Genomic DNA, 26,402 nt, shown 5'->3' on the forward strand with positions numbered 1-26,402 from the left:
CTTCCGACGCCCGGGCTCGATCGATCACCGATATTCAGTGGCTGTCTCGTCCTGATCCGCGCCCGGATCTCCGTCGTCCCGGCAGTGATCTGTGGACTCGTCCGGGCAGTGTTGTGGGCCTGCCTCGCGGGCTCGGCGTTCGTCCGCCGGCATCGATGCCGGCCGAGTCCACCGCTCTTCGGCTTCGCCGTCGCGGCGCCGGGGCCGGAACGCTCGGTGACACCGCCCTCACCGTCGTGATGATTGCACCCGCGGCTCCGGTCCGCACCGGGCTCCGCGTCGTGGGCCGGTTGTCACGCGGCCGGTGCACGGCCGGGGCGGAGCCGGTGGAATGCGGCCAGTCGCTGCCGGTGGTATTCGAGAGCGTCCTCGTCGTGTACGACGCCGCGGGCGACAGCTCTGCCGAAATAGACGGCTTCGCGGCGTAACCGGTGCCGCATCAGCTGAGCGAGGGCGGTGTCGTCGAGTTCTCCCGCGGTACCGCCCGCGGCGCGATAAGCGTCGACGAAGCTCCGGACGGCTGCCGGATCGCGACCGAATTCGTCGGCGAACTCCAGTGCGGCCGAAGCCACTTCGAGTTCCGGCGGGCCGACCAATGCCTCGTCCCAATCGATCACCGCCACGACGTGTCCGTCGCGGGACAGCACATTGCCCTCGTAGTAGTCCCCGTGCAGCGGTTGCGCGCGGGCCGTCGCGGTGAAGGCGGCGAGCCAGCGGTCCAGTCCGGGGTCGGGTAGTACGTCCGAGGGCGTGCCGTCCAGGCCGATCTCCAGAAAAGCGGGATGCGGTCGTGGTGGGGGCCGGTGCCCGGCCAGGGCCCGATGGACCCGGGCGAGCAGGCCCGCTGCCTCGGTGCGCTGCACCGGATCCGTACTGTCGGTCCACTGCCCGTCGATCAGTGGCCAGACGGTGACGGGACGTCCGGCCACCATCTCCACCGTTGTCCCGTCGGCGCGCGGCAAGGGTGCCACGACCTCCGGGACGGCCCGGGCCGCGGCGGCGATGGTGTGACACCATTCCGTTTCGCGCGGGTCGCGCTGCCGGGACCCGATCCGGACGACCACCTCGCCGATCCGGTACGCGGCCGATTCCTCGCCGCCGAAGAGTCGTTCGCTGTCACCTCGGTATCCCCACGATGCCGCGACCGCGTCCCGGATGTCTCCGGTCAGCGGGATATCGATATAGACCACGCGTTCCCTTCTACCGGACCGGATGGCACCGGCTGTAATCCCGCACCGCGAGCCGGTTCCCGGCACCTCGCGGTCGCGAGGTGCCGGGAACCCGTGTCACGACTCGAACCGTGGCGCCGCGATCCAGTGAGCTGTCACGCCCTCGCTGCCCAGGCGCGGATGTGGACAAGCAGGCGTCGTCGCCACTCGGGTCGCCGGTCTCCCGCACTGGTTCGAGCCGTATGCGCCCGACACGGCATCTGTGGGTTGGGACACATCCTCGCGAATCGGGTATGAATGTGTCCGGTCTAGACTGCTCCGGATCAGCTGGTGAGATTCCTGGAATTCTCGAAGTCGGTACGAACGGCGGTGGCCGACGCGGTCGGGACCAAGGGTGAGTCGATGAATGACGGCAGGACATTGCGGGACTGGTGGAACGATCCGGTCGACTACCGCTGGCTGGTGCGCACACTGGCGGCGCGATCGGCGCTGGGGCCGCTGAAAGTGCTGATCGGCGTCGCCGGTGCGGCGATCGCGGTAATGGGCGCGGTGATCGCGGGGACTCCGGTGGGGCCGGTCGGCAATCCCGGTATCCCCTCGACGATCGGGGTGCTGACCGGGACGCTGTGGGCCTTGCGCTGGTGGCTGCTGCCGTGGCCGAGCCGGACCGAATCGCTGGTACTGATCGGCTGCGCAGATGTGCTCTTCACACTGGAGTTCCTCCAGCTGCCGGACCGGCTGTTCGGGGCGATGGGCGCGGTGCTGCTCGTGGTCACCGGTAGTTACCTGGGCTTTTTCCACAGCGCGCGGGCTCTCGCGGCGCATTCGGTGTGGTCGCTGCTCTCGGTGATCGTTTTCTCGGCGCGGATCGCCACCGGCGGTGGTGATATCCGGTTGGCCGTCGCGGTCGGACTGCTGCTGTTCGTATCCGTGGTCAGCGCGCTACCCGCATTGCAGCTGCTCTACTGGCTGCTGCGCACCGAATCGCTGTCGGACCCGCTGACCGAACTACTGAACCGGCGGGGCCTGGAGATCCGGCTGCCGCTGCTGATCGACCGGTATCCCGCGATCTGCGTCATGACTTTCGATCTCGACCGGTTCAAGAGCGTCAACGACACCTGGGGGCACCGCGTCGGCGATACCGTCCTGGTGCGGACCGCCCGGCGGCTGCACGACGCCGCGGGGCCGGAGGCGGTGGTGGCGCGTACGGGCGGGGAGGAGTTCGTGGTGGCCGCGCCGCTGGACACCGCTGCCGCGCGCACCGAAGGCGAATACCTGCGCCGTGCGGTCGCCGACCCGCCGGAGACTTCGGTGGAGGTCACCGCGAGCGTCGGCGTCGCGGTCTTCGACGCGACGGTCTGTCCCCGGTGCCCGCAGCCGACCCCGGAACGGTTGCTGCAATCCGCTGATGCCGCCATGTACCGGGCCAAACAGTCCGGCGGGAACATGGTGGAGATCGACGACCTCTCGCCGCCGCGCGATCACCGCCACCCGGTTCCCGGCTGATACGGATACGGGTCGGCTCCGGGCGCCAGAGCTGCCAGCCGACCGGCCGGTGAGCAGCAGGGCGGCCTGTGCACCGGGTTTCCCTGTTCGGCGACTTTCCGGTTCGGCGTCGAAGTCGTCGCGGGTGACGACTTCGACGGCGGAACCGTCGAGCAGCAGCAGGATCCACTCGGCGCGCACGTCGAGGTGGATGGATCGGCATCGTGCGGCGTTGCCGATCGCCGGGCCCGGGATTTCCGCCCGGCCCGCTCGAGTAGGGTCGCGGACGGGCCCGCCGGGTGCGGACCGGAACAGGAGTGTCCGCTGTGTCGCTGTTCGGACGAGATACCGAGCGCAAGGATCTGGACACACTCCTGTTCGATCCGCAGGACCGCACGGGCGTGCTGATCGAGGGTGAGACAGGGATCGGGAAATCGGCGCTGGTGGGGGAGATGGTCGCCGCGGCGACCGGCGCGGCCGTGCGGGTGCTGCGTACCGCGGGGACCGAAGCCGAACAGCATTTCGGCTACGCCGGGCTGCACCGGCTGCTCTATCCCTTACGCGCGGGGTTCGCGCAGCTGCCGGTCCGTCAGTACGACGCGCTCGCGGCCGCGTTCGGACTGTCCGATACCGAGGGCGAACCGAGTGTGCACCTGGTCGGGTTGGCCGCGCTCACCCTGCTGTCCGATACCGCCGCGGAGCAGACCCTGCTCGTCGTCGCCGAGGATGTGCACTGGCTCGACCCGGCCAGCGCCGAAGTTCTCGCCTTCCTGGCACGCCGCGTCCATGCCGAACCGATCACGGTGCTGGCGACCCTGCGCGAAGGTGCCGCCTCCCCGCTCACCGACGCCGGGCTGACCCCGATGCGCCTCACCGCACTGTCCACGGCCCACGCGGCGGCGCTGCTGAGGGTGGCCGCACCGGAGCTGGCCGCGCCCGTGCGTGAACGGATACTCGCCGAAGCGGACGGTAATCCGCTCGCCCTGACCGAACTCGCCACGCGGGTCGCCGGTCTCGACGAACTCCCGGCGACGCTGCCGATGACCGAACGGCTGCGCCGCGCCTTCGCCGCCCGGGCACAGGCATTGCCCGCAGCCACCGCGACCGCTCTGCTGGTCGCGGCGCTGGACGACGGCGGTGACCGCTCCGAGATCCACGCCGCCACCGGCCTCCTGCTGGGCGGCGAACCCGCACCCGGCCTGCTCGACCCGGCGGTCGAGGCGCGGCTGATCGACAGCGGTTCCGGCACGGTGGCGTTCCGGCATCCGCTGATCCGGTCCGCGCTGATCGCCTCCGCCACTGCCGAAGAACGCGGTCGCGCGCACCGGGCGCTCGCCGAGATCCTGCGCGACGCCCCGGACCGTCGCGCCTGGCAGCGGGCGGCGGGTGTAGCAGGTCTGGACGAAGAGGTCGCCGGCGAGCTGGAAGAGGTCGCGGGCCGCGCCCGGCACCGGGGTGCGGCGGCCGCGGCGCTGGAACGCGCGGCCGTCGTCGGTGCCACCGCGCGCCGCGCCGACCGGCTCCTGCGCGCCGCCGAACTATCGGTGGACTCCGGCCGCAGGGATACCGCCGAACGTCTGGTGCGTACCGCGCGCGCCCTCGATCTGACGCCCGGCCAGGACGTCACCGCGCATCGGCTGCTCAGCGGATTCGAGGACGGCGTGCGTGAAGACCCTGCGCGCATCGGCGAACTGGCGGCGTTGGCGGCGCGGGTCGCCGCCGGCGGGCACGACGACGCGGCGCTGCGCATCCTGTGGGGCGCGGCCATGCGGTGCTTCTGGTCCGAGCCGGGCCCGGAAGTCCGCAGCACCCTGCTCGCCGTGACACGTGATCTGCCGGTGGCCGCGGACGATCCGCGCCGGGTCGCGATCACCGCCTACGTCGCGCCCGTCGAATGCGGGACCGCCGTCCTCGGGCAGCTGCGCGAACTGGTGGCGGATACCGGGCGCGACCCCGAGGTCGACCGGTTCCTCGGCAGTGCCGCCCTCCAGGTGGGTGCCTTCGATCTGGCCGCTCGGTTCGCCGCCGCGGCCGCCCCCGGGCTGCGCGCCGCGGGGCAGCTGGGGTTGCTGCCCCGCGCGCTCGCGGTCCAGGCCTGGTGCCTGACCCGGCTCGGCGATGTCAGTACCGCGGAACCGGTCGCGGCCGAGGCCGCGGCGCTCGCCGCCGAGACCGGCCAACCGTTCATGGGTGGGCTGGCTGTCGCCGTGCAGGCCGAGATCGCCGCCTTGCGCGGGGACTGTCCGCGGGCCGCGGCGCTGGCCGCGGACGCGGAGCGGATCGGGCTGGCGTCCGGAGCTCGGCCGGTGCTGGCGACGGTCGCGCTGGCCCGCGGTCTCGTGGCGCTCGGCGAGGGCCGTGCCGATGACGCCTACACCGACCTCGCCCGGATGCACGATCCCGGCGATCCGGCCCACACTCCGGCGTTGCGCGCGTACTTCCTGGCCGATCTCGCCGACGCGGCCGTCCGCTCCGGCCGCGGCGATGCCCTGCGGGACCTGCTGGACGCATTGGCACCCGCCGCGGCGCGCACCGATTCGCCCGCCCTGCACATCGGTCTGCGCTACGCCCGTGCGCTGCTCGCCACCGAGACCGCCGCGGACCGGTTCGCCGAAATGCTGACCGCCGATCTCACCGGGTGGCCGGCCGAACGCGCGCGGGCGCAGCTGGCCTATGGCGAATGGCTGCGCAGGCAGCGCCGCATGGTCGACTCCCGGGCCCCGTTGCGCGCCGCCCGGGAAACCTTCGACGCGCTCGGTTTCACCGCCTGGAGCGAACGGGCCCGGCTGGAATTGCGCGGTGCGGGCGAGGCGAGTCCGGAGCGCGGCCGGGCCACCGGCGAACAGCTCACCCCGCACGAACTCGCTATCGCGCGGCTGGCCGCACAGGGGCTGACCAATCGCGAGATCGGGCAGCGGCTCTACCTCTCGCACCGCACCGTCAGCACCCATCTGCACCGGATCTTCCCCAAACTGGGTGTCAGCGCCCGCACCGAACTCGCCGCGGTGCTGCCGACCGCACCCGATACCGCCGGGTGAGCCCGCTCGGCGGACAGTCGTAGCCGCGAGCACCGTCACCGATTACGTCATCCGACGGACGCGGAACACACCCTCGTCTCCCTAGCGTCGTCGAGGTGGCCGGATGCGGTCACGAACCGATAGTTCGACGAGGGAGCCGCGATGACCATCAACAGACGACGCCTGTTCGGCGGAGCCCTCGCGGTGGGCGCCGCGGGAGTCGCGGTGACCTCGCTCGGCGCCTGCGCGGCCGAACAGGCCGTGCCACCGGCCACCGTGCCGGGGGCCGCGCTGCGGGTGGGGTCGGGTGCACACACCGCGCTGCCCCCGGTCCAGCAGATCCGGGCCGGACTGCTGAATATCGGCTACGTCGAATACGGCCCGGCCACCGGTGCTCCCGTGCTGCTGCTGCACGGCTGGCCCTACGATCCGTACAGCTATGCCGATGTGGGCCCGCTACTGGCCACGGCCGGATACCGGGTGATCGTGCCCTACCTGCGTGGATACGGGCCGACCCGGTTCCTGTCCGACCGCACGGTCCGTAACGCCCAGCAGTCCGCGATCGCCCGCGACGTCGTCGATCTCATGGACGCGCTGCGGATCGACGCGGCGATCCTCGGCGGTTTCGACTGGGGCTCCCGCACCGCCGCCATCGTCGCCGCACTGTGGCCGCACCGCTGCCGGGCACTGGTATCGGTGAGCGGATACCTGGTCACCTCGCTCACCGCCAATCAGCAACCGCTCCCGCCGCAGGCCGAACTCGGCTGGTGGTACCAGTACTACTTCGCCACCGAGCGGGGCCGGCTCGGATACGACCGTAACCGGCACGATTTCAACAAGCTGATCTGGCGTACCGCGTCCCCGCAGTGGGATTTCGACGATGCCACCTACGACCGCAGCGCCGCCGCGTTCGACAATCCCGACCACGTCGACCTCGTCGTCCACAACTACCGCTGGCGGCTGGGCCTGGCGTCCGGCGAGCCGCAGTACGACGACTACGAGCGGCAGCTCGCGGCCGCGCCCGCCATCACCGTGCCCGCCATCACCGTGGCCAGCGATTTCGACGGCCCGGCCAGGAACGGGGCCGCGTATCGTGCCCGGTTCACCGGTCGGTACGAGCACCGGGTACTCGACGGGATCGGGCACAACGTGCCGCAGGAGGCCCCGCAGCCCTTCGCCCGGGCCGTTATCGACGCCGCCCACCTGTGAGCGCCCGGCCGGGCAACCGGAATACGTCACCGCAGCGTCATCCGACGGATTCGCGCGACCACCCCACCCGGCGATGCTCGACAGGCAGCCGGAACCGCCGCCGGAGCCGGACGCACCACCCACGGACCTGCCCGGTCCGTCCATCAGCATCGAGGAGTTCCACCATGACCACCGTCCGTTTCGATCTGCAGTCCGCGCTGACCCCCGCCGAGGTCGTCCGGGTGCTCACCGATTTCGGGCCCACCCGCCCCGAGCTGTGGCCGACCATCGACGCCGAGCATTTCGTGGTGCACGAACGCGGTGAGACCTGGGCCGAGGTCACCGAAGGTACCGCGGCGGCCTGGGAGCGGGCCCGCTACGACTGGGCACCGGCCGGCGATACCGTCACCGTCCGCACGCTGGACTCCAAGCTCTTCGGCGCGGGCGGCGGCTGGACTTTCCGTGCCGTTCCCGCGGGCGCGGGTTCCCGTGTCGAGGTCGAACTGGTCCGCACCCCGAGCACGGTGAAAGGCCGGCTCCTGGCCGCGCTGCTGTCCCTCCTCGGTGCTTCCTCGCTACGCAAGTCCTTCGCGGGCCCGCTGCGCGCCGCGTGAGGTCCGTGAGACGCCCGGACCACCGCCACACGAATCCCGAACGGAAACTCCCATGACCCGAACAGATGTCGAATTCATCAGCGCCGGAATCACTCTCGCCGGCCATCTCTATTCACCGGATACCGCGGAGACAGCACTGCCCGCGATCGTGGTCGGCCACCCCGGTACCGCCGTCAAGGAGCAGTCGGCCGGGCTGTACGCCGCCCGGCTCGCCGACCGCGGCTTCGTCACACTCGCGTTCGACGCCGCCTGTCAGGGGGAGAGCGGTGGCGAGCCACGGGGCCTGGAGGATCCGGCGCAGCGCGTCGAGGACATCAAGGCGGCCGTCTCCTACCTGACCACCCGTCCAGAGGTGGACAGTGACCGTATCGGTGTGCTCGGTATCTGCGCTTCCGGTGGGTACGCCCTCAGCGCCACGGCGGGCGACCACCGGGTCAAGGCGGTCGCCACCGTCAGCGGCGTGGATATCGCCCGCCAGTTCCGGCTGGGCGCCGACGGTGCTCAGGACCCGGCCGTTTTCCAGGGCATGCTCGACGCTGCGGCGCATGCCCGGACGGTGGCCGCGGCGGGCGATACGCCCGAACCGCTGTATCTGTTCGCCGAATCCGCCGAACAGGCCTACGCGATCGGCGGCGAGCACGGCGCGGAGGGCTACGACTATTACCGCACCCCGCGCGGCGAGCATCCCCGAGCCGCCCGTTTCTTCGACTGGACCAGTGTGGACCGGATGGCGTCGTTCGACGCGTTCGCCGCGGTGCCGCTGATCGGTAAGCGACCGCTGTTGCTGGTCGTCGGCCGCCGTGCGATCACGGCGTGGATGGCAGTCGAAGCGTTCGGTAAAGCGGTGGGCCCCAAACGTATCCACTGGGTGGAGGGTGCGAGTCATGTCGATCTCTACGACGACGAGCGCTATATCGGGCCGGTCGTCGGCGAACTCGCCGATTTCTTCGGCGACGGTCTGCGTCGGTCCGGCCCGGGGCGGACGAAGTGACCGCCCGGTATCCGGCGACCATCTCCGTCGCGCCGGGGTCGTTCGCCGCCTTCGCCGGCCCGGACGGCAACGGTTTGTTCCTGCAGGAAGTGGTCCAGCGGCTCCCCGGCCGCTGACCACCGGTCCGGCAGACCCGTCATATTCGAGACTTCCTGGAAACGAGACCACGATGACAGCCGACAGCTCCGCGATCTACGACGTCGTGGTTCTCGGCGCCGGCCCGGCCGGTGAGAACGTCGCCGACCGCACCAGCGCCGCCGGACTGCGCACGGTGATCGTCGAATCCGAACTGGCCGGCGGCGAATGCTCCTACTGGGCCTGCGAACCCAGTAAGGCCCTGCTACGACCTGCCCTGCTCTACGCCGAGGCCGCCCGGATGCCGGGCGTCGGTGCGGCGCTCACCGGCCCGATCGACGCCGCGGCCGTACTTGCACACCGGGACCGGATGTCGGCCGACTGGGACGACCGGGACCAGGTGGCCTGGTTGGAATCGGCGGGTATCACGCTGATCCGCGGGCACGGCCGGATCACCGGTACCCGGCGCGTCGAGGTGCAGACACCCGACGGGCCGGTCGTGCACCTCACCGCCCGGCACGCGGTGGCCGTGTGCACGGGCAGCCGGGCAGCGCTGCCACCGCTGTCCGGGCTGGACTCGGTGCGTGCCTGGACGAGCCGGGAGGCCACCAGTGCCCGCGCGGTGCCGGCTCGGCTGGCCGTGGTCGGGGCGGGGGTGGTCGCCGCCGAGATGGCCACGGCCTGGCAAGCGCTCGGATCGCGGGTCACCTTGATCGCGCGGGAGAGCCGGCTGCTACCGGGCACCGAGCCGTTCGCCGCGGAGCTGGTCACCGAGCAGCTGCGCCGGGCGGGCGCCGAGCTCCGGTTCGGTACCACTGTCACCCACGCCGAACGCGCGGGCGGGCCGGACGATACGGTGCACCTCACGCTCTCCGACGGCAGTCGCGTCGTCGCCGACGAACTACTGCTGGCGACCGGGCGCGCACCGCGTACCGACGATATCGGGTTGGCGACGGTGGGCCTGGCCCCCGGCCAGTGGCTCGACACCGACGACACCTACACCGTGCCGGCGGCTCCCGGGGAGTGGCTGTACGCGGTCGGCGATGTCAACCGCCGCGCACTGCTCACCCATCAGGGCAAATACCAGGCGCGTATCGCGGGTACCGTCATCGCCGACCGGACCCGCGGAGCACTGGTGGGCACCGAGCCGTGGAGCAGGCATACGGGCACAGCCGACCTGGTGGCGGTCCCGCAGGTGGTGTTCACCGATCCGGAGATCGCCACGGTCGGCCTCACGACCGCGGCCGCGCAACAGGCCGGGCGGCCGGTCGACGTGGTCGACTACGACATCGGCCGGGTCGCGGGCGCGTTACAGCACCTCCCGGACTATCGCGGTCACGCCCGGGTCCTCGTCGATCCGGGCCGTCACGTGATCGTCGGTGCCACCTTCGCCGGACCGGGCGTGGCCGAACTCCTGTATTCGGCCACCCTCGCCGTCACCGCGGAGATTCCGATCGATCGACTCTGGCACGCGGTACCGCCGTTCCCGACCATCAGCGAGATATGGCTGCGCCTGCTCGAGGCCTATCGTGATCAGCACCGGTGACCGTGTTCCCGGAATCCACCGGCCGCGTATCCGCCCGGATCAGTACCGGCATCCGATATCGGAGCCACCGTGGTCTCCCTCTCGTCCGATGCCTCGAAGATCAGCGGCGCCGTTCGGCGGCGAACGGCGCCGGCAAACGCATTCTCACCGAAAGGAGTACACGATGTCGGACACTTCGAAGGTCTGGTTCGTCACCGGCAGTTCCCGGGGGTTCGGCGCGGAACTGGTCCGCGCGGTGCTGGCGCACGGGGACCGGGTCGTCGCGACAGCGCGGCACCCGGAACAACTTCAGGCGGTGGTCGACAACAGTGACGGCCGGGCCCGGGCCTTCCCGCTCGACGTCACCGATCCGGCCGCGGCTGTGGCCGCCGTCGAATTCGCGGTAGCCGAGTTCGGCCGTATCGACGTAGTCGTCAACAATGCCGGCTACGCGAACAGCGCCGCTATCGAGGAAATGGATCTCGCCGATTTCCGCGCCCAGATCGAAGCCAACCTGTTCGGGGTCGTCAATGTCACCCGCGCCGCCCTGCCGGTATTGCGTGCGCAGCGCTCGGGCACTTTCGTCCAGTTCTCGTCCGTCGGAGGACGCGTGGGCGGTACCCCGGGCATGGGCGCGTATCAGACGGCGAAGTTCGCGGTCGAGGGTTTCTCCGAGGTCCTGGCCGGTGAAGTGCGGCCGTTCGGGGTGCAGGTGGTCATTGTGGAGCCCGGTGCCTTCCGGACCGATTGGCAGGGTTCATCGATGCGGATGCGCGAACCGGGCCCGGACTATCGTGAATCCGTCGGCCGCGTCCACGAGATGCGCCGCGCCACCGACGGGAAGCAACCCGGCGACCCGGCTCGGGCCGCGGCGATCATTGTCGATGTCGTCGGCGCGCCCGAGCCACCTCGGCGGCTGCTGCTGGGTCGCGGCGCGGTCGAACAAGCGCTGGCCGCCGGCGCCGAGCGCGATGCGGAAACCAGGCGCTGGACCGCGGTGAGCCGGAGCGCCGACTTCCCCCGGCCGATCCCCGCGGGTACGGACTAGAACGTTCGTCGACCTGCTGAAACGCCGCGGCGATATAGTGAGTACAGGTAAGAGGTGAGCCCATGGTTCCTATGGCTTCGCGTGACGCTCATCGAAGGCGTATCGGGCGATGAGTGCCGACGGTGGACTGCGTACACAACACGAGACAGCGGTATTCCGCACGGAATTGGCCGCGGCCGGCTATCCGGATGCCGTGGAGATCGGGCGGGGTGGCTTCGGTGTGGTCTACCGGTGTACCCAGCCCGCTCTGGACCGGACCGTAGCCGTCAAGGTCCTGACCGCGGAATTGGACGCGGACAACAAGGCCCGATTCCTTCGTGAGCAGCAGGCGATGGGCCGCTCCACCGGTCACCCGAATATCGTCACCGTGCTGCAGGCCGGCACCCTCGCCGACGGGCGCCCGTATCTGGTGATGCCCTATCACCCCGCGGGCTCCCTCGATACCTGGATCGGCCGGCACGGTCCGCTCTCCGCGGAGAACGCGCTGCGGATCGGGTCGAAGATCGCCGGTGCGCTCGCGGCGGCCCATCTGCTCGGGATCGTGCACCGGGATGTGAAACCGGGAAATATCCTGCTGACCGATTTCGGTGAACCGGCGCTGACCGATTTCGGTATCGCGCATATCGGGGGCGGGTTCGAAACCGCCGCGGGGACGGTGACCGGGTCGCCCGCGTTCACCGCACCCGAGGTGCTGGAGGGCCGGTCCTCGACCCCGGAGGCGGATGTCTACGGGCTCGGGGCCACTCTGTTCTGCGCGCTGACCGGCCATGCCGCTTTCGAACGCCGTAGTGGCGAGAGCATGCTGACACAGTTCCTGCGGATCACTACCCAGCCCGCACCGGACCTGCGGGAGCGCGGTATCCCCGATGATGTGGCGGCGTTGGTCGAGGCGGCGATGAGCCGGGACGCCCGCGCCCGTCCCTCCGCGGCCGAGCTGGGCGAAGCCATTCGGCGGGCGCAGCGGCGGCGCGGTGTCTCCACGGGTGAGCTGGCCCTGCTGACCCATCCCGGGCCCGAACACGATATCTCTGAGCCGCCGGGGCGGGGACGACGGAAATCCGCGGCGCTCGGTGGGAGCGCCGGGGGCAATCTGCCGTTGGAAATGACCGGTCTCGTCGGCCGGCGTACCGAGCTGACCGAGGTCAAGAACCATCTGTCGAGATCGCGTTCGGTAACACTCGTCGGTCTCGGTGGGGTGGGCAAGTCCCGGGTGGCGCTGAAGGTCGCCGCCCAGGTCCAGCGTGATTTCGCCGATGGGGTGTGGCTGGTCGATCTGGCCGAGGTATCCGACGGCGGACTGCTCGTCGATACCGTGGCGGCGACTCTGGGGGTACGTGACGATTCGACGCGGCCACTGTTCGAGGTTCTGGTGCACTGTCTGGGTTCGCGCGACATGCTGCTCGTGCTGGACAACTGCGAGCAGATCGTGGAGGCCGTCGCGGAACTGACCGAAACGCTGCTGGTCTCCTGCCCGGGAATGCGGACCATAGTCACCGCCCGCGAACCGCTGAATATCGCGGGCGAGGCGATTGTGCGGGTGATGCCCTTGGCGATCCCGGATCCGGACCACCAACCGTCCTTGCAGGCGTTGCCCCGCTTCGACGCGGTGACGCTGTTCGCCGAGCGGGCCGCGGCGGCGGTCCCGGGATTCGTGCTCGACGAGGACAACAAAGCCGCGGTGACCAGCATCTGTGCCCGATTGGACGGATTGCCGCTGGCCATCGAACTCGCCGCGGCGCGGACGCGCACGATGTCGCCGCAGCAGATCCTGCACCGGCTGACGGATCGGTACGAGCTGCTCACCAGTGCCTACCGTAACGCGCCGGCCCGGCAACAATCGCTGAAGCTGTGCCTCGACTGGAGCTACGACCTGTGTTCGCCGGCCGAACAGCGGGCGTGGGCGCACCTGTCGGTGTTCGCGGGGAGCTGCGGACTGGATGCGGTGGAACAGATCTGCAATGTCGACTCGGCGCCGGCCGAGATCGTCGACGTGTTGGCCGGCCTGGTGGACAAGTCGATCTTGATCCGGGAGCAGTCGGGCGCCGTCGTACGGTTCCGGATGCTGGAGATCCTGCGGGACTACGGCCGGGCCGAGCTACGGGAATCCGGCGAGTACGAAGAGATACACCGGCGGCACCGGGCCTGGTATCGACGGCTCGCGCTGGACGCGGAGGCCGGCTGGATCAGCGGCCGGCAGCCCGGTTGGATCGCCCGGCTGGAGCGCGAACAGCCCAATCTGCGGGAGGCGCTCGACGATGCGCTTTCCCGGAGTACCGAGGAAGCGGCCGCGACCGCTCTGCAGACCGCTTCCGCGCTATGGGAATTCTGGGTGTTCCGTGGTCTGTACGGCGAGGCGCGATCCTGGATCGAACGTGCGCTCAGGGGGCCCGCCCGAGCGGTATCCGATCGGGTGAAAGCGCTCCGGGTCGCTGTCCAGTTGGCGACGACGCAGGGCGATTTCGAGTCCGCGGAGCGACTACTGCGGGAAGGCCGGGCGCTGGTCGGACACGAGACGGCGCCGATATTGCAGGCGCAGATGGACCATGCCGCGGGTGCTCTGGCCCTGGCCGGCGGCGAACCTTCGCAGGCTGCCCGGCTGCTCGAGTCCGCCATCGGTGTCTACGCCTCGGACCGAACAGGGCATCTCCATATCCATGCGCTGAATCTGCTCGGCTGGACGTATGAACTGCGGGGCGATTTCGCGAAAGCCATTCCCGTCCAGGAAGAATTGATCGCCATCACCGAACAGTGCGGCGAGGTGTTCTATCGTTCGCTGGCCCTGCGGGGCAGAGGTATCGCCGCGTGGCGTCGGGGCGAAACAGATCGTGCGCAGGAACTCGTCGAACAGGCCCTGCGGGTCGATCGGCCACTCGGTAGTTCGATAGTCCTGGCATTCGGTCTGGAAGCGATGGCCTGGATCGCCTGTACCCGCGGCGAAGCCGAGCGGGTGGCCGTTCTCATGGGGGCCGCTCGTCAGCTCTGGCCGGCCAGAAGCAGTCTCAGTAGTGTCTTCGACAACCTGTCGCGTTTCCACGAGCAATGCGAGCAATCCGCGCGGACGACGCTCGGTCCCGCCGGATTCGAGGCGGCATTCGAGCATGGCCGGAAGATGGATGCCGCCGAGGCGAGAACCTACGCACTCGGCGAACAGCCCTCCGGCTCGGCATCCGCCGCGGGTACGACCGCCGCGCTGACCAGACGTGAACGCGAGGTCGCCGCCCTGGTGGCCCGGGGACTCAGCAACAAACAGATCGCCACCGAACTGGTGGTCTCACCCCGTACCGCGCAGGGTCATGTCGAAAATATCCTGACCAAACTGGGTTTCACCTCCCGTGCCCAGATAGCGGCTTGGATAGTGGACGAAACGAACCAGGGCTGACCGTGTCGTCGCGCTTCGCGGAGCACTCGGAGTTCGCGCGGGACAGCCCGAAGCGTGTTCATCCGGGCGTTGCCGGGTGGCGGGCCAGGAATACGAGGACGACCTCCTGCGCCGCGTGGACCGTAGCCGCGAAGTCGGCCGGGTCCCGGCCGACGCGTTCGGCGCCCGCGCGCATGGCACCGGACAGCAGTTCCACCGCGAGGTGCACATCGCCGATATCGCGGAACTCCCCGCGTGCGATACCGTCCCGGACGACGTTCTCCACTTCGACCACGATCGCGTGGAACGGGCTGTCCGGCCCCTTCGGCAACTCGTCGACCAGCGGGCCGGATCCCGGCCGGAACATCAGCTGCATGGCCTGGTCCGTGGACGCCTCCAGGACCGCCGCGACGATCTCACGGATACGTGCCGCGGCCGGGTCGGCGGACCGCGCGGCGATCGCGGCCACCCGCTCGACCGCGGGCCGGCTCGCCCGCCGGGTGAGTGCCAGGACCAGCGTGCTCTTATCGCGGGCGTAGTTGTAGAGCGTGTTGCGCGCGAGTCCGGCCCGAGCCGCGATATGGCCCATCGTGATCGAATCGTAGGAGCGTTCGAGCAGGAGTTGCCGCATCGCCTCGGCGAGATCGGCCCACACCATCTCGTGGTGCTCCTCGATGCTGGCTCCCCGGATCCGCGGCATCCGATCATCCTCCCTCCACCGCGGCCGTGTTCCTGTCGCGGGTGCCCCCACGCTCCGTGGCCTGGGCGCTTCCCCGGTTCGGCTGTTGCGCGGAGCAGGGGTCGCCGGTGTCCTGGATCGAGGGTCTTCGCCACCGCGCCGAGCGGGTCGGGAATCGTGTGTGGCGGCTCGGGCCGGTGCCGCTAGCGTGCCTGGCGGGCGCCCAGCGCGGCGCCCGCCAGTTCGGGGTTCTCCTGGTGGCTCGCGGTGAGCTTCACCCGGGTGAGGCGCCAGCCGTCCGCGGTGCGGACCGCCTCGTTGTCGTAGAAGCCGGCCACCAGCCAGCGGTCGGGCCCGCCGCCGGTGAGCTCTTCCGGAAGCCAGTGTTCGGCCCGGACGTGCGCGCGGATCGTCGCGTTGTCGCCGTCGATATGGACGATATGGCCGGTGACGGCGTGGTGGGTGGCCGTGTACGGCGCGAAGGAGGCGCGCAGGATCTCGCGGTAATCGGCGAGCGGTGTGGTCGTCGGCGGGATACCGGCTACGGATTCGAAGTCGAGCGTGAGCGGATCGGTGAAGACGAGGCCGGGCAGCTCGGTGAAATCCTTCGTATCCGCGATATCGGCGTAGCGGCTCATCAGTTCGATGAGTTCGGCGCGATCGATGAGCGCATTCATATGTCTGTCCGTTCACTGTGGCGGCATCGGAACGTGCGTCTGCCGCGGTGGAGGTCGTTCGTGGTCGCTGCGAGCTGTTTATGCGACACTCTGTCGGGAAGATTACGACAGAGTGTCGCTAAAAATCAACCAGTGGGGCGATAGCCGCTGCCCGGGAGATGCCAGTAGTCGACTACTCGTGATCGGCACAGGTTTCGCGCCCAGGCTGAGGGCACCAGCAGACACTCTCCGGGCGAGGTGACCCATGGATATCGCGAGTGACGGACGCACCGCCGCATGGCACGAACAGGTGAACGCCGCGGCGCGGCGCTTCGCCGAGACCACCGCACAACGTGACGCGGTGACTCGCCGCCGGGAAGCGACCGAGTCCGATGTCGTCGATTCGACAGAACAGATCCTCGCCCGCGCCGATCGCCTGCTCGTCACCGGCGAGGTACCCGCCCGGGCGGTGATCGCACTGGGCCGACAGGATCCGATCGCCAGCATCCGCTCGCTCGAGCGGGTCATCGGTTTCGCCAACGAACTCCAGGCCGTCAACTTCCTGACCCGCGGTACTCGCGCCGCGGGAGCGGTCGCTCGTATCACGCTGGCCGACAACAGCCGTCGCGTGCCGATGGGCACCGGTTCACTGGTCTCGCCGCAACTGCTGCTCACCAACAACCATGTGCTACCCACACCCGACGCGGCAGCCCGCGTCGAGGCCGAGTTCTCGGCCGAGGTCGGTATCGACAATGTGCCGAATACGCCCGTACCGTGCCGGCTGGCGCCGGGCGACTTCTTCGTCACCGACGAACATCTCGACTACACCCTGGTACGGGTGGCGCCGGTTCCAGGCGCCGCCGCCCCCGGTATGACATTCGGCTGGAACCGGCTGATCGCCGACCCGGGCAAGATCGTGATCGGCGAGGCGATGAATGTGATCGGCCATCCCTCGGGACGGTGCAAGGAGATCTCGATCCGCGACAACCGGCTCGATCTGCAACTCGACGAGTTCCTGCACTACAGCTCCGATACCGAGCCCGGAAACTCCGGCTCGCCGGTCTTCAACGACCAGTGGGAGATCGTCGCACTGCACCACGCCGGGGTTCCGAAGAAGGATGACCAGGGCCGGGTCCTGCGCAAGGACGGCGCACTGTGGCAGTCCGGCGACGGCGACGACGCGATCGACTGGATCGCCAACGAAGGCGTGCGGGTGAGTGTGCTGCTGCGCGATCTGGGATCGCGACAGCTCGATCCGGCGCAGCGCGCGCTACTCGACGAGCTCGGCCCGGCGGCGAAACTCACCGCCGCCGATACCGGCGGCGCCGGGATGACAGCACCGGCGCCGCCGGGTGTCCCGGCGACCGAGAGCCTAGTACGCGGTCTGCGCGGTAGACCGACCGCGTTCGGTGGTCGCCGCAGCATGGTGTTCCTGCACGGCCGCGGGCAGCAGAACCGGGTTCCCGGGGAGTTGCGCCGTCTCTGGACGGCCGGCCTGAACAAAGGACTCACCCTCGCCGGCCTGGGCACGATCGACCCCGGTGATGTGTATTTCCCCTTCTACGGCAACCAGCTCGTCGCGAGTATGGATACACGCGAAGCCGTCGATACGGGCTCGGCGGGCTACCAGAATCTGGTCGCCGAGGCGGCACACCGCGCCGGGATGCCCGGTGCCGGCGAACTGCCCGCCGATCCGGAGGCAGACGAGCTCTTCGGCGGAATCGGTGCGGTCGTACTGGGCCGGCTCCACGATCAGCTCAGCTGGATCGCCGCCCGCAGCGGACTCGACTCGGCGCTCATCGGAGCGATATTCAAGGATGTCGCCGCCTACCTCGACGACGAACGGGTCCGCAAGGACGTGCTGGACACTGTCCTCACCGATATGCCCACCGGTGGTGAGCTGATCCTCGTCAGCCACAGCCTCGGCACCGTGGTCGCGATGGATCTGCTCACCCAGTTGCCGCGTGAAGTGACGGTGAGCCTGCTGGTGACCGCGGGCAGCCCGCTCGGTCTGGACGGGGTGTACAGCAAACTGTTGAGCGGTGGCGCGAACCGGCCCGAACGCGTCGGTGCATGGCTCAACACCTGGTACGCCGGTGACCCGATCGCCATCGGCTGCCCGCTGCGCCGGGCCTGGGGGCCAGACCTGCGCGAGCTGCCGGTCGAGAACCCCGGGGAGCGGGCGCACGATATCGCCGAATACCTCGCCCACGCAGCGGTGGCCGCCGCTATCGGGCAGAAATTGTCCACCTGAGTGACGAGCACAGGTGAACTACCGCGGATCTTCTCTCGCACAAGGTCTCCGGCGCCGGTGTCCTCCCGACCAGCACCCGGCACCGGACGGGACGAGGGCGCGGGGTACGGCCCGCCATACCCCGCACCCTCGGGCCCGGTGGCGTGCACAGGCGCTGATCGAACAGAAGACGCGGTCGTGGCCTGGGCAGGGTGCTGTTCGACTTCGTCATCGTGAATCGAGGTCCCCTGCCCGGCCGGGGCAGTGCCGCGGGTACACCGAGTGCCCGGTGCGGACCGACAACGTGGTCGATCCGCACCGGCCGCCCCGCGGCAGTCGCAGCGCCGGTCCTCGTCGACAACGTGGTCGATCCGGACCGGCCGGCGGCCGATTCGCCGACAGTGCATGGGCTTTCGAAGCCGGTCGGGCACTCGGGCACGATCCTGACCGAGCGCGCGCCGGCCGATCCGGAATGCGCCGCGATTCCGCAGAAATTCGATCACCGGACCGATACGGCGACGGCTCCGGCGGGACCGGAGGCCGACGGGGGGAATCGGGGCGGCTGCCGGGCGGCGCGATCTCGGGTACCGATGGTGGGTCCGGCGAACCGCCCACCACAGCGGGATAGCCGCTGAATCGGGATGGCCGGATTTCCGCCTACTCGGTATCCCCCGAGTGTGTCTCCGTCAACGCGATGAGTACCCGCTCGGTCTTGGTTCTGCCGGTCGCGGGTGCCAGGCCGAGCGCACGCAGGGCGTTGTGCAGTGCGCGTTGCGTATCGAGGGCGCCCCGCTCCGGATCGGTGGTCGGCCCATCGGGTCGGGGAGTGATCCGCAGGGAGAATTCGAGCAGGTCGAGGCCGGCGACGGTCCAGCGCTCGATGTCGGCGTGTACTTCTCCCACCGCGACCCCGACCCACCGCGCCGCGGCGACCGGGCCCAGTGCGCGCAGATGATCGACCGCGACGCCGGGCGGAGTGCAGTTCACCAGGAACTGCCGCTGGGCCGAGTCCAGCACGGCGGTGATATCTCCGCCGGCGGCTACGGCCTTACGGAGGGAACCGGGAGGACGCCTGCTGATCGCCGAAGCCGACAGCATCCGCCGCCCCGCGCACCACTCTTCCTCGATCCGGTAGTGCAGCGCGGGGTCGGTGAAGGGCGCGGCCCAGCGTCCCACCAGCCGGGCGCGCTCACACGGTCGCAATTCGACGGTCACATCGTCCGCGGTGCCGCTGCGCAGCCGGATGACGATATGACCCGACAACAGGGCGGGGGCTCGCGGAGAACCCGGGGATAAAGGCTCGGCGAACCAGATATCGCGCCGGAGCGGCGCGATATCGTCGCAACCGAGCCGGTGCAGCGCGGCCGCGACATCCCTGTCGAGGTTCACCTTGATCTGGATCGGCGTACTCACCCGGGGGCCTTTCGATCGTCGTCACGGCGCGTCCCACGGTGCGCGGGACGCCCTGTAGTCAGGCTCGCGCAAACCCGCCCGCGCTGCGTGCGTAGTGCGCTACGCGATCCGATCGCATCTCCGGAGTGCGGTACGACTTGCGCCGTAAGCCGGCGGCCCATCGGACATCCGGGTCCCTGGAGTAGTCGACTACTCGTGACCGGCCCGCCCCGGTGCCGGAAACTGAACCCGATCCGGTCCGGTACGTGCCGAGGTGAGCGCCAACCCGTGGAGGTTCTCGATGGTCGACGCACCGCAGAAAACGCTGGTCGAACGGGTACTGATCGCGGCAGCCGAAGCGCTGGACCGGCGCGTCGGCTGGTTCCGGCTGCCCAGGCCGCTGGGGCTGGCCGTACTGGTCGGACTGCGCGGCAGACTGCGCGCGGAGAACCTCTTCGACACCGGTGCGCATCCCGCCGGACCGCTGCCCCCCGACGTGACCGGCGCACACCGGTACGCACGCACCGTGGACGGCACCTACAACAGCCCCGACGATCCGAGAACCGGTTCGATCGGGTGCCGATTCGGGCGCAATATCCCGCTCGACCGCACCTATCCCGAAGACGCCGCGCGAATCCTGCGGCCCGACCCCCGCACGATCAGCAGACAACTGCTCACCCGCGAGCGTTTCGTACCGGCGACGACCCTCAATCTGCTGGCCGCGGCGTGGATCCAATTCGAGGTCCACGACTGGTTCAGCCATAACGCGGCCGAGACGGAACCCTTCACGCTGACGCTGGACGATACAGATCCGTGGCCGCGCCGGCCGATGACGATTCCTCGAACAGCGACGGTCCCCGCGCCCGATCCGGCTGCCCCGCCGACCTACCCGACCGCGGAGACCCACTGGTGGGACGCGTCCCAGATCTACGGCAGTACACCGGAATTCGCCGCATCGCTGCGATCCCGCAAACAGGGCCGGCTCGTGATCGACGAGCTGGGGCTCCCACCGCTGGACGCGGAACGGCTGCTGGCGCTCTCGGAGCCGGCGGCCAATGCCTGGGTGGGTCTCGCACTGTTGCATTCGCTGTTCCTGCGCGAACACAACGCGATCTGCGTGCGGCTGGCCAGGCGTTACCCCGACCTGGACGATCAACAGCTCTACGACACCGCGCGACTGGTCAATTCCGCACTGATCGCGAAGATCCATACCGTCGACTGGACACCGGCCGTCATCGCGCATCCCACGACCGTCGCCGCCATGCGGGCCAACTGGTTCGGGGTGCTGGGGGAGCGGGTGGCGCGCCGGTTCGGCAGGTTCGGCGACAGCGAAGTACTCTGCGGCATACCGGGTTCCGCCCGCGACGACAGCGGGGTGCCGTACTCGCTGACCGAGGAGTTCGTCTCCGTGTACCGGATGCACCCGCTGATCCCGGACGAACTGGTCGTCCGCGGTATCGCCGACGATACGGTCCTGGCCGAGCATCCTTTCCCGGAACTCGGTGTCGCCCATATCCGTGAACGCCTCGCCGAGACGCCGATGGACACCCTGCTCTACTCGTTCGGCCGCACCCATCCCGGTGCGCTGACGCTGCACAACTACCCGGTACATCTGCAGAACCTCGTCCGGCCCGGTCGCCCGCTGCTCGATCTCGCGACCGTGGATATCCTGCGGGTCCGCGAACGCGGGGTACCGCGCTACAACGAGTTCCGGCGACAGCTACGTCTCCCGCCCGTCAGCTCGTTCGACGAACTCACCGGCAATCCGCGGTGGGCGCGCGAACTCGAACAGGTCTACGGCGATGTGGAGGAGGTCGATCTGATGATCGGCCTCTACGCCGAACCGAAACCACCCGGTTTCGGTTTCAGCGATACCGCCTTCCGGGTATTCGTGCTCATGGCGTCGCGCCGACTGTCCGCCGACCGCTTCCTCACCACCGATTTCCGGCCCGAGATCTACACCGAATCGGGGATGGCCTGGATACGCGACAACTCCATGCGCAGCGTGCTGCTGCGCCATTTCCCGACGCTGGCGCCCGCGCTCGACGGTGTCGCGAATCCGTTCGCTCCGTGGCGGAGTCGGCGATGAGCTATCTGCGCTACCGCGACGATCTGGAAGAGCCGCGCGCCGACGAAGAACAGATAATCGACAAGATCATCGCGGTCTTGCGCGACAACAACGAACGCTCCCTCGGCAGGTACAAGCACGGATTACGCGATGCCCACGCGAAGAGCCACGGCATCCTGCGCGGCGAACTGACCGTACCTGCCGGCCTGCCGCCGGAACTGGCCCAGGGTATGTTCGCCACCCCGGCCACCTATCCCGTGATCGCCCGGTTGTCGAGTACCTCCGGGGTGATCCGCAGCGATCAGCTGCGCGGTGTACGCGGACTCGGGATCAAAGTGCTCGGTGTATCCGGGCGGCGGGCGCTGGCCGACGACGAGGCCACCACGCAGGACTTCATCATGGTCACCCATCGCGAGTTCCTCTTCGCCGACGCGTACGCCTACCTCACGAAAGGTATGCCCACGGCCTGGGCGCTGGCCCGCCTGCCCGATGCCGCCCTACGTCTCGGCAGCGCCGGGGTCGCCGCGGTGAACGAGCACGTGCTGCGCCGGATCGGCCGCAGCGTGCCACCGAACCTGGGCGTCTTCATCGCGCCCAATACTCATATCCTGGGCGATACCTTCTACACTTCGGCGCCCCTGCGCCACGGCGACTACATCGCCAAACTGCTCTACGCACCGGTATCCGCGGAAGTCGTCGCCCTGCACGGGCAACCGGTCGGCGCGGACGGCGGCGTGAACGTCCACCAGAATCTGATCGTCGATTTCTTCGCCACACACGGCGCCACCTACGAGCTGCGTGCCCAACTGTGCACCGGGACCGAGACCATGCCCATCGAAGACGCGACCGTGTCGTGGCCCGAGGACGAGTCGCCGCACCGCACAGTGGCGACCGTCCGTTTCGATCCGCAGGACCCCTACACTCCGCAACGCCGCGCCTACGGTGACGATGTGCTCTCGTTCAACTCCTGGCGCGGCCTGGACGCGCACCGCCCGCTGGGATCGATCAACCGGTTGAAGCGGAGGGTGTACGAAGCGTCGAGCAACTATCGCCACGACGTCAACAACGCGCCCCGTATCGAACCGCGTGATGCCACCGAGCTACCGCCTTGACCGCCGCGTCACCAGCGCGTATGTGCCGCGTCACCGGTCCCCGGCAGCTGTTGTGGGCGGGTTTCGACTCGTTGTGACGGCGCCGGACGAGAACTACAATTTCCCTACATGGGCGGACTCTGGCAGCTGCTCGATCGCCCCGCCGAATACGACATCGTCCATGGGGCTTTGACCGACGGCGATACCGGCGGTGTGGTGTTGGTCGGCGCTGCGGGTGTCGGCAAGACCACATTGGCGCGCCTGGTCACCGCGGACCTGTCCGATCCGGTGCGCTGGGCGGCCTGCACCGCCTCGTCCCAGTCCATTCCGCTGGGTGCGTTCGCACCGTGGATCGCCGCTTCGGCATCGCGCGACCCGCTCGCACTGCTGCACTCCGCCCGGGAGAATCTGCTCGCCCGGCCCGGTACGGTGCTCGGCGTCGACGACGCGCATCTGCTGGACAAACTCTCCGCGACGCTTGTGCATCAGATCGCCGTCGACCGCAGCGCTCGCATCGTGACCACTGTCCGCGCCGGGGAAACCGTGCCCGACGCGGTCACCTCACTGTGGAAAGACGGCTACCTCGAACGTATCGAGCTGGCACCGTTCACCGAACAGCAGTGCACGCAGCTCGTCGAGGCCGTGCTGGGCGGAGCGCTGGAGGGGCTCAGCGCCGACGTGATGTGGGAGTCCTCCGGCGGCAACCCGCTGTTCCTGCGCAACCTGGTCGAAGGCGCCGTCGAGGCGGGGACCCTGACCGCTGTCGACGGTGTCTGGCAACTGCGCGGGCCCACCGCGGTGCCCGCGGGCCTGGTCTCCCTCCTCGACGAGCGGTTGATCAGGTCGGGCGGCGCGGCACTGGAGGTGCTCGAAACGCTGGCCGTGTACGAACCCCTCGATATCGATGTGCTCAGCGAACTGGTCGGTGTGGGCGCCGTGGACGCGGCCGAGGCGACCGGCCTGATCCGGATCACCCGGCACAACGGCGCTGTCGATGTCCGGTTCGGTCATTCACTGCTCGGTGAGGTGATCCGCCGCCGGGTCGGCACCGCCGCCGCCCGCCACCGGCGCGGACGCCTCGTCGATACATTGCAGAACCGGGATCTGAGCACCCCGGCGCACCGGATCCGGCTGGCACAGCTGTGCGTCGACAGCGATCGGCCGATCGATACCGCCCTGCTGATCGATGCCGCCAAAGACGCTGTGTTCCTGTCCAACCTGCCGTTGGGTGAACAGCTCGCGCGGGCCGCGTACGAGCGCGGCGGTGGACTGCGCGCGGCCGAACTGCTCTCCCGCGCGCTGCTGTGGCAGGGCAGACCCCAGCAGGCCGACGAGATCCTGGCCCGCTTCGACCCCGACGGCCTCGACCCGCTGCAACTCGTTCAGTGGGGTGTGGTGCGGGCCAGCCTGCAATTCTGGTCGCTGGGCGATGTGGCGCATGCCCACGAACTGGTCGAGGTACTCCGCACCCGGGTCCAATATCCCGCCCTGCGGCTGACGGTCGACGCCGCCGCGGCGGCCATGGCGGTGCACGAGAACCACATCGCCGCCGGTATCGAGGCCGCCGAGCGGGTACTCGCCGATCCGAATTCACCACGCCAGGCCATCGATTTCGCCGCCTTCGCACTCGGCCTGGCCATGCCGGTCGCCGGACGCGGCGCCGATTTCGCGCCGATCGCCGCCCGCAGCCGGGCCCAGCGCAAATCCACCGACGGCATCATCCGGGTGATGGTCGGCTACGGCGATGTACTCGCCCTGACCACCCTCGGCGACTTCGGTCCCGCCGAGCGGCGCGCGGCCGAATACCGGGATTTCTCCTCGGCCGGGCAGTTCGTCGGCTGGGCGATCGCCCATATCGCGCTCGGCGTCGTGGCCACCTACCGCGGCCGGTTCCCCGCGGCGATCACCGATTTCGAGCAGGCGCTGGCAGCACTGAACGCCGATACCTCGCTGCCGTGGAAACTGCCCGCGCGGCTGCTGCTGGCCCGGGCCTACGCGGCACTGGGCGAAGTCGAGCACGCCGAACGCGTCCTCGCCGATGCCGACGAACACCGCGGTCCCTATATGGCCCTGCACGAACCACAGCGCATGATCGCGCGCGCCTGGCTCGCCGCCGCCGAACACAATCCGCACGCGGCGGTGGATATGGCGCGCAGTGCCGCCGATACGGCGCACCGTGCGGGCCAGTTCGCGCTGGAAGCCGAAGCGCTCCACCACGCGACCCGGTTCGGCGATCGCACCCTCGCCGCCCGGCTGGCGGCGGTCGCCGCTCGCGTCCAGGGCACGGTCGCCGCGAGCTACGCCCGCCACGCCGCCGCTCTCGCGCATGCCGACCCCTCCGCCCTCGCCGCGGTCAGCCGGGAATTCGAATCCGCCGGTCTGCTCTTGTCGGCCGCCGACGCGGTGGCACAGACGGTTCCGATCTACGACCACGCCGGACAACGCCGGCCCAGCGCCCGCGCCGCCGCCCGCGCCACGGCGCTGGCCGCGCAGTGCGGCGGCGCGACCACTCCCGCCCTGACCGCCGCCGCCCACCCCTTGCCGATCACCGAACGAGAACGTGAGATCGCGGCCCTCATCGCCCGGGGACTGTCCAATCGCGCGATCGCCGAGCGCCTCTGCGTCTCGATCCGCACGGTCGAAGGTCATATCTACCGCGCCTGTATCAAACTCGACGCCACCGATCGTGACCAGCTCGCCGAACTCATCTGAGCCCTCCACGGCCGTCGGAGACCTGATCGGGAAGCCATCGTCGGGCGCCACTCTTCTCGGCGGAGAAGACGGAACTCGGCGCATCGCGGGGAACACGGTGACCCCACTCGACGGCCGGCTGTCCGCGGTGTGCGATCACCCTCACTGCGGGAAAAGGGTGAGAACTTCCGACATCACCTGCCGCGCGACGTCATCGGTGGCCGAGGTGACCTCGACAACGGGAATGCGGGGGACGAAAGCAGTACTACCGGAGGGCAATTCGGGTCCGACGACAGCGTTGTAGATCGGGATGCTGGGGTCGTACAGCGATGTCGAGCGTAAGACGGCACGGTCGCCGATCTTCTCCTCGGTGCTGCGGGCCCGCAGCTGTTCCGGAACGCGGTACTCGTAGCCCACTGTGACGGTTTCGTTCCGGTACCCGAACAGGCATTGGGTCAACCGGCGCTGATCGGTATCGGCGGTCCCGGTCAGTTTCGCGCGTACCGCGCACGGGTCGGCGCCGAGCAGCACAGTGATGACGGTATCGGGTGATGTGCCCTGGCCGGGCGATTGCCGCCAGCGATCGATCATCCCCGGTAGCAAACCATCGGCAACTGCGCACGAATCGCGGTCCGGGACCGAGATGCCGAGGTAGAACGCGGCGCCGGCCGGGAAACGGGCGGTGGCGCCACAGGCGCGCGGATCGCCGTCGCGGCCGGGGATCAGCGCGATGTTCACATCGCCCAGCTGTTTGCTGATCCCCCGGCTCGGGGTGAGAGTGGGCAGCAGGGTCGTATGCCAGGTGAGTGTGGCGGGGTCGGCCGCGGCGCCGAGGGCGGCCCGGCAGGTGTCCAGGCCGACCGTTACGTCCCGGATATCGCCGAGGCCGAGGTCGTCGAGGGTTTCGCGGGGCAGCAGCGCGCAGACATCGATCTCGCGGGTCGCCTGGGCCACGGCCGCGTGCTGCTGCGGGGTGTCGGCGACCACCGACCAGAATTCCGGCGGTGGGCCGGGGGCGGCGGCCGGTGATCGTGTGCCGTCGGTAGCCGTGCCGGTATCGTCACCGCAGCCCACCGCGGCGAGCAACACGGCTGCGACGAGCGCGAGCGTGCGATACATCAT

At 69.5% G+C, this 26,402-nt stretch carries 17 protein-coding genes; 12 read left to right on the forward strand and 5 right to left on the reverse strand.

From position 1 onward, the window contains the following. Positions 1 to 293: 293 nt before the first annotated feature. On the reverse strand, positions 294 to 1,190 hold the full coding sequence (locus ACWEWT_RS22090) for a phosphotransferase enzyme family protein (RefSeq protein WP_452561534.1): 897 nt from the start codon (positions 1,188 to 1,190) through the stop codon (positions 294 to 296). A gap of 309 nt (positions 1,191 to 1,499) precedes the next feature. Here ACWEWT_RS22090 and ACWEWT_RS22095 point away from each other — a divergent pair, with 309 nt between their 5' ends. From ACWEWT_RS22095 to ACWEWT_RS22130, 8 genes are all read left to right on the forward strand, one after another. Continuing rightward, positions 1,500 to 2,675, forward strand: coding sequence for a GGDEF domain-containing protein (locus tag ACWEWT_RS22095; protein ID WP_452561536.1), 1,176 nt, complete (start codon positions 1,500 to 1,502; stop codon positions 2,673 to 2,675). A gap of 305 nt (positions 2,676 to 2,980) precedes the next feature. Next, a complete protein-coding gene (locus ACWEWT_RS22100; RefSeq protein ID WP_452561538.1) occupies positions 2,981 to 5,692 on the forward strand; it encodes an AAA family ATPase in 2,712 nt (903 codons plus the stop codon). A gap of 141 nt (positions 5,693 to 5,833) precedes the next feature. Further along, on the forward strand, positions 5,834 to 6,880 hold the full coding sequence (locus ACWEWT_RS22105) for an alpha/beta fold hydrolase (protein WP_452561540.1): 1,047 nt from the start codon (positions 5,834 to 5,836) through the stop codon (positions 6,878 to 6,880). A gap of 164 nt (positions 6,881 to 7,044) precedes the next feature. Further along, positions 7,045 to 7,473 carry a hypothetical protein gene (locus ACWEWT_RS22110; protein WP_452561542.1) on the forward strand — a complete coding sequence of 143 codons (429 nt, stop codon included), beginning with the start codon at positions 7,045 to 7,047 and terminating at the stop codon, positions 7,471 to 7,473. A 52-nt stretch (positions 7,474 to 7,525) separates the two neighbouring features. Then, positions 7,526 to 8,464, forward strand: a complete 939-nt coding sequence (locus tag ACWEWT_RS22115) for an alpha/beta hydrolase (RefSeq protein WP_452561544.1) — start codon at positions 7,526 to 7,528, stop codon at positions 8,462 to 8,464. Between the two features lie 112 nt (positions 8,465 to 8,576). Beyond that, positions 8,577 to 10,085 carry a dihydrolipoyl dehydrogenase family protein gene (locus ACWEWT_RS22120; protein WP_452561663.1) on the forward strand — a complete coding sequence of 503 codons (1,509 nt, stop codon included), beginning with the start codon at positions 8,577 to 8,579 and terminating at the stop codon, positions 10,083 to 10,085. A gap of 163 nt (positions 10,086 to 10,248) precedes the next feature. Further along, positions 10,249 to 11,112: an oxidoreductase gene (locus ACWEWT_RS22125; RefSeq protein ID WP_452561546.1), complete on the forward strand. Its 864-nt coding sequence runs from the start codon at positions 10,249 to 10,251 to the stop codon at positions 11,110 to 11,112. 109 nt (positions 11,113 to 11,221) lie between these two features. Then, on the forward strand, positions 11,222 to 14,491 hold the full coding sequence (locus ACWEWT_RS22130) for a protein kinase domain-containing protein (protein WP_452561547.1): 3,270 nt from the start codon (positions 11,222 to 11,224) through the stop codon (positions 14,489 to 14,491). Positions 14,492 to 14,549: 58 nt separating this feature from the next. On the opposite strand, the gene ACWEWT_RS22135 is transcribed toward ACWEWT_RS22130, so the two are convergent. Continuing rightward, positions 14,550 to 15,170 carry a TetR/AcrR family transcriptional regulator gene (locus ACWEWT_RS22135; RefSeq protein ID WP_452561549.1) on the reverse strand — a complete coding sequence of 207 codons (621 nt, stop codon included), beginning with the start codon at positions 15,168 to 15,170 and terminating at the stop codon, positions 14,550 to 14,552. A gap of 182 nt (positions 15,171 to 15,352) precedes the next feature. Further along, on the reverse strand, positions 15,353 to 15,826 hold the full coding sequence (locus tag ACWEWT_RS22140) for a nuclear transport factor 2 family protein (RefSeq protein ID WP_452561551.1): 474 nt from the start codon (positions 15,824 to 15,826) through the stop codon (positions 15,353 to 15,355). Between the two features lie 244 nt (positions 15,827 to 16,070). Here ACWEWT_RS22140 and ACWEWT_RS22145 point away from each other — a divergent pair, with 244 nt between their 5' ends. After that, positions 16,071 to 18,059 (forward strand): trypsin-like serine peptidase, encoded by a 1,989-nt coding sequence (locus ACWEWT_RS22145; RefSeq protein ID WP_452561553.1) that lies wholly within the window; start codon positions 16,071 to 16,073, stop codon positions 18,057 to 18,059. A 636-nt stretch (positions 18,060 to 18,695) separates the two neighbouring features. Here the strand turns inward: ACWEWT_RS22145 and ACWEWT_RS22150 are convergent. Continuing rightward, complete coding sequence (locus ACWEWT_RS22150; RefSeq protein WP_452561555.1) at positions 18,696 to 19,451, reverse strand: hypothetical protein; 756 nt, start codon at positions 19,449 to 19,451, stop codon at positions 18,696 to 18,698. 280 nt (positions 19,452 to 19,731) lie between these two features. On the opposite strand from ACWEWT_RS22150, the gene ACWEWT_RS22155 reads away from it, so the two are divergent. The 3 genes from ACWEWT_RS22155 (at position 19,732) to ACWEWT_RS22165 (ending at position 25,301) form a co-directional block, all read left to right on the forward strand. Further along, positions 19,732 to 21,519: a peroxidase family protein gene (locus ACWEWT_RS22155; protein ID WP_452561557.1), complete on the forward strand. Its 1,788-nt coding sequence runs from the start codon at positions 19,732 to 19,734 to the stop codon at positions 21,517 to 21,519. Beyond that, positions 21,516 to 22,610: a catalase family protein gene (locus ACWEWT_RS22160; protein ID WP_452561559.1), complete on the forward strand. Its 1,095-nt coding sequence runs from the start codon at positions 21,516 to 21,518 to the stop codon at positions 22,608 to 22,610. Before ACWEWT_RS22155 ends, ACWEWT_RS22160 begins: the two co-directional genes overlap by 4 nt. A 108-nt stretch (positions 22,611 to 22,718) precedes the next feature. Then, on the forward strand, positions 22,719 to 25,301 hold the full coding sequence (locus tag ACWEWT_RS22165) for a LuxR C-terminal-related transcriptional regulator (RefSeq protein WP_452561561.1): 2,583 nt from the start codon (positions 22,719 to 22,721) through the stop codon (positions 25,299 to 25,301). 141 nt (positions 25,302 to 25,442) lie between these two features. Here ACWEWT_RS22165 and ACWEWT_RS22170 read toward each other — a convergent pair whose 3' ends face one another. Continuing rightward, on the reverse strand, positions 25,443 to 26,402 hold the full coding sequence (locus tag ACWEWT_RS22170; RefSeq protein WP_452561563.1) for a peptidase: 960 nt from the start codon (positions 26,400 to 26,402) through the stop codon (positions 25,443 to 25,445).

The sequence above is a fragment of the Nocardia sp. NPDC003963 genome (assembly GCF_053605105.1).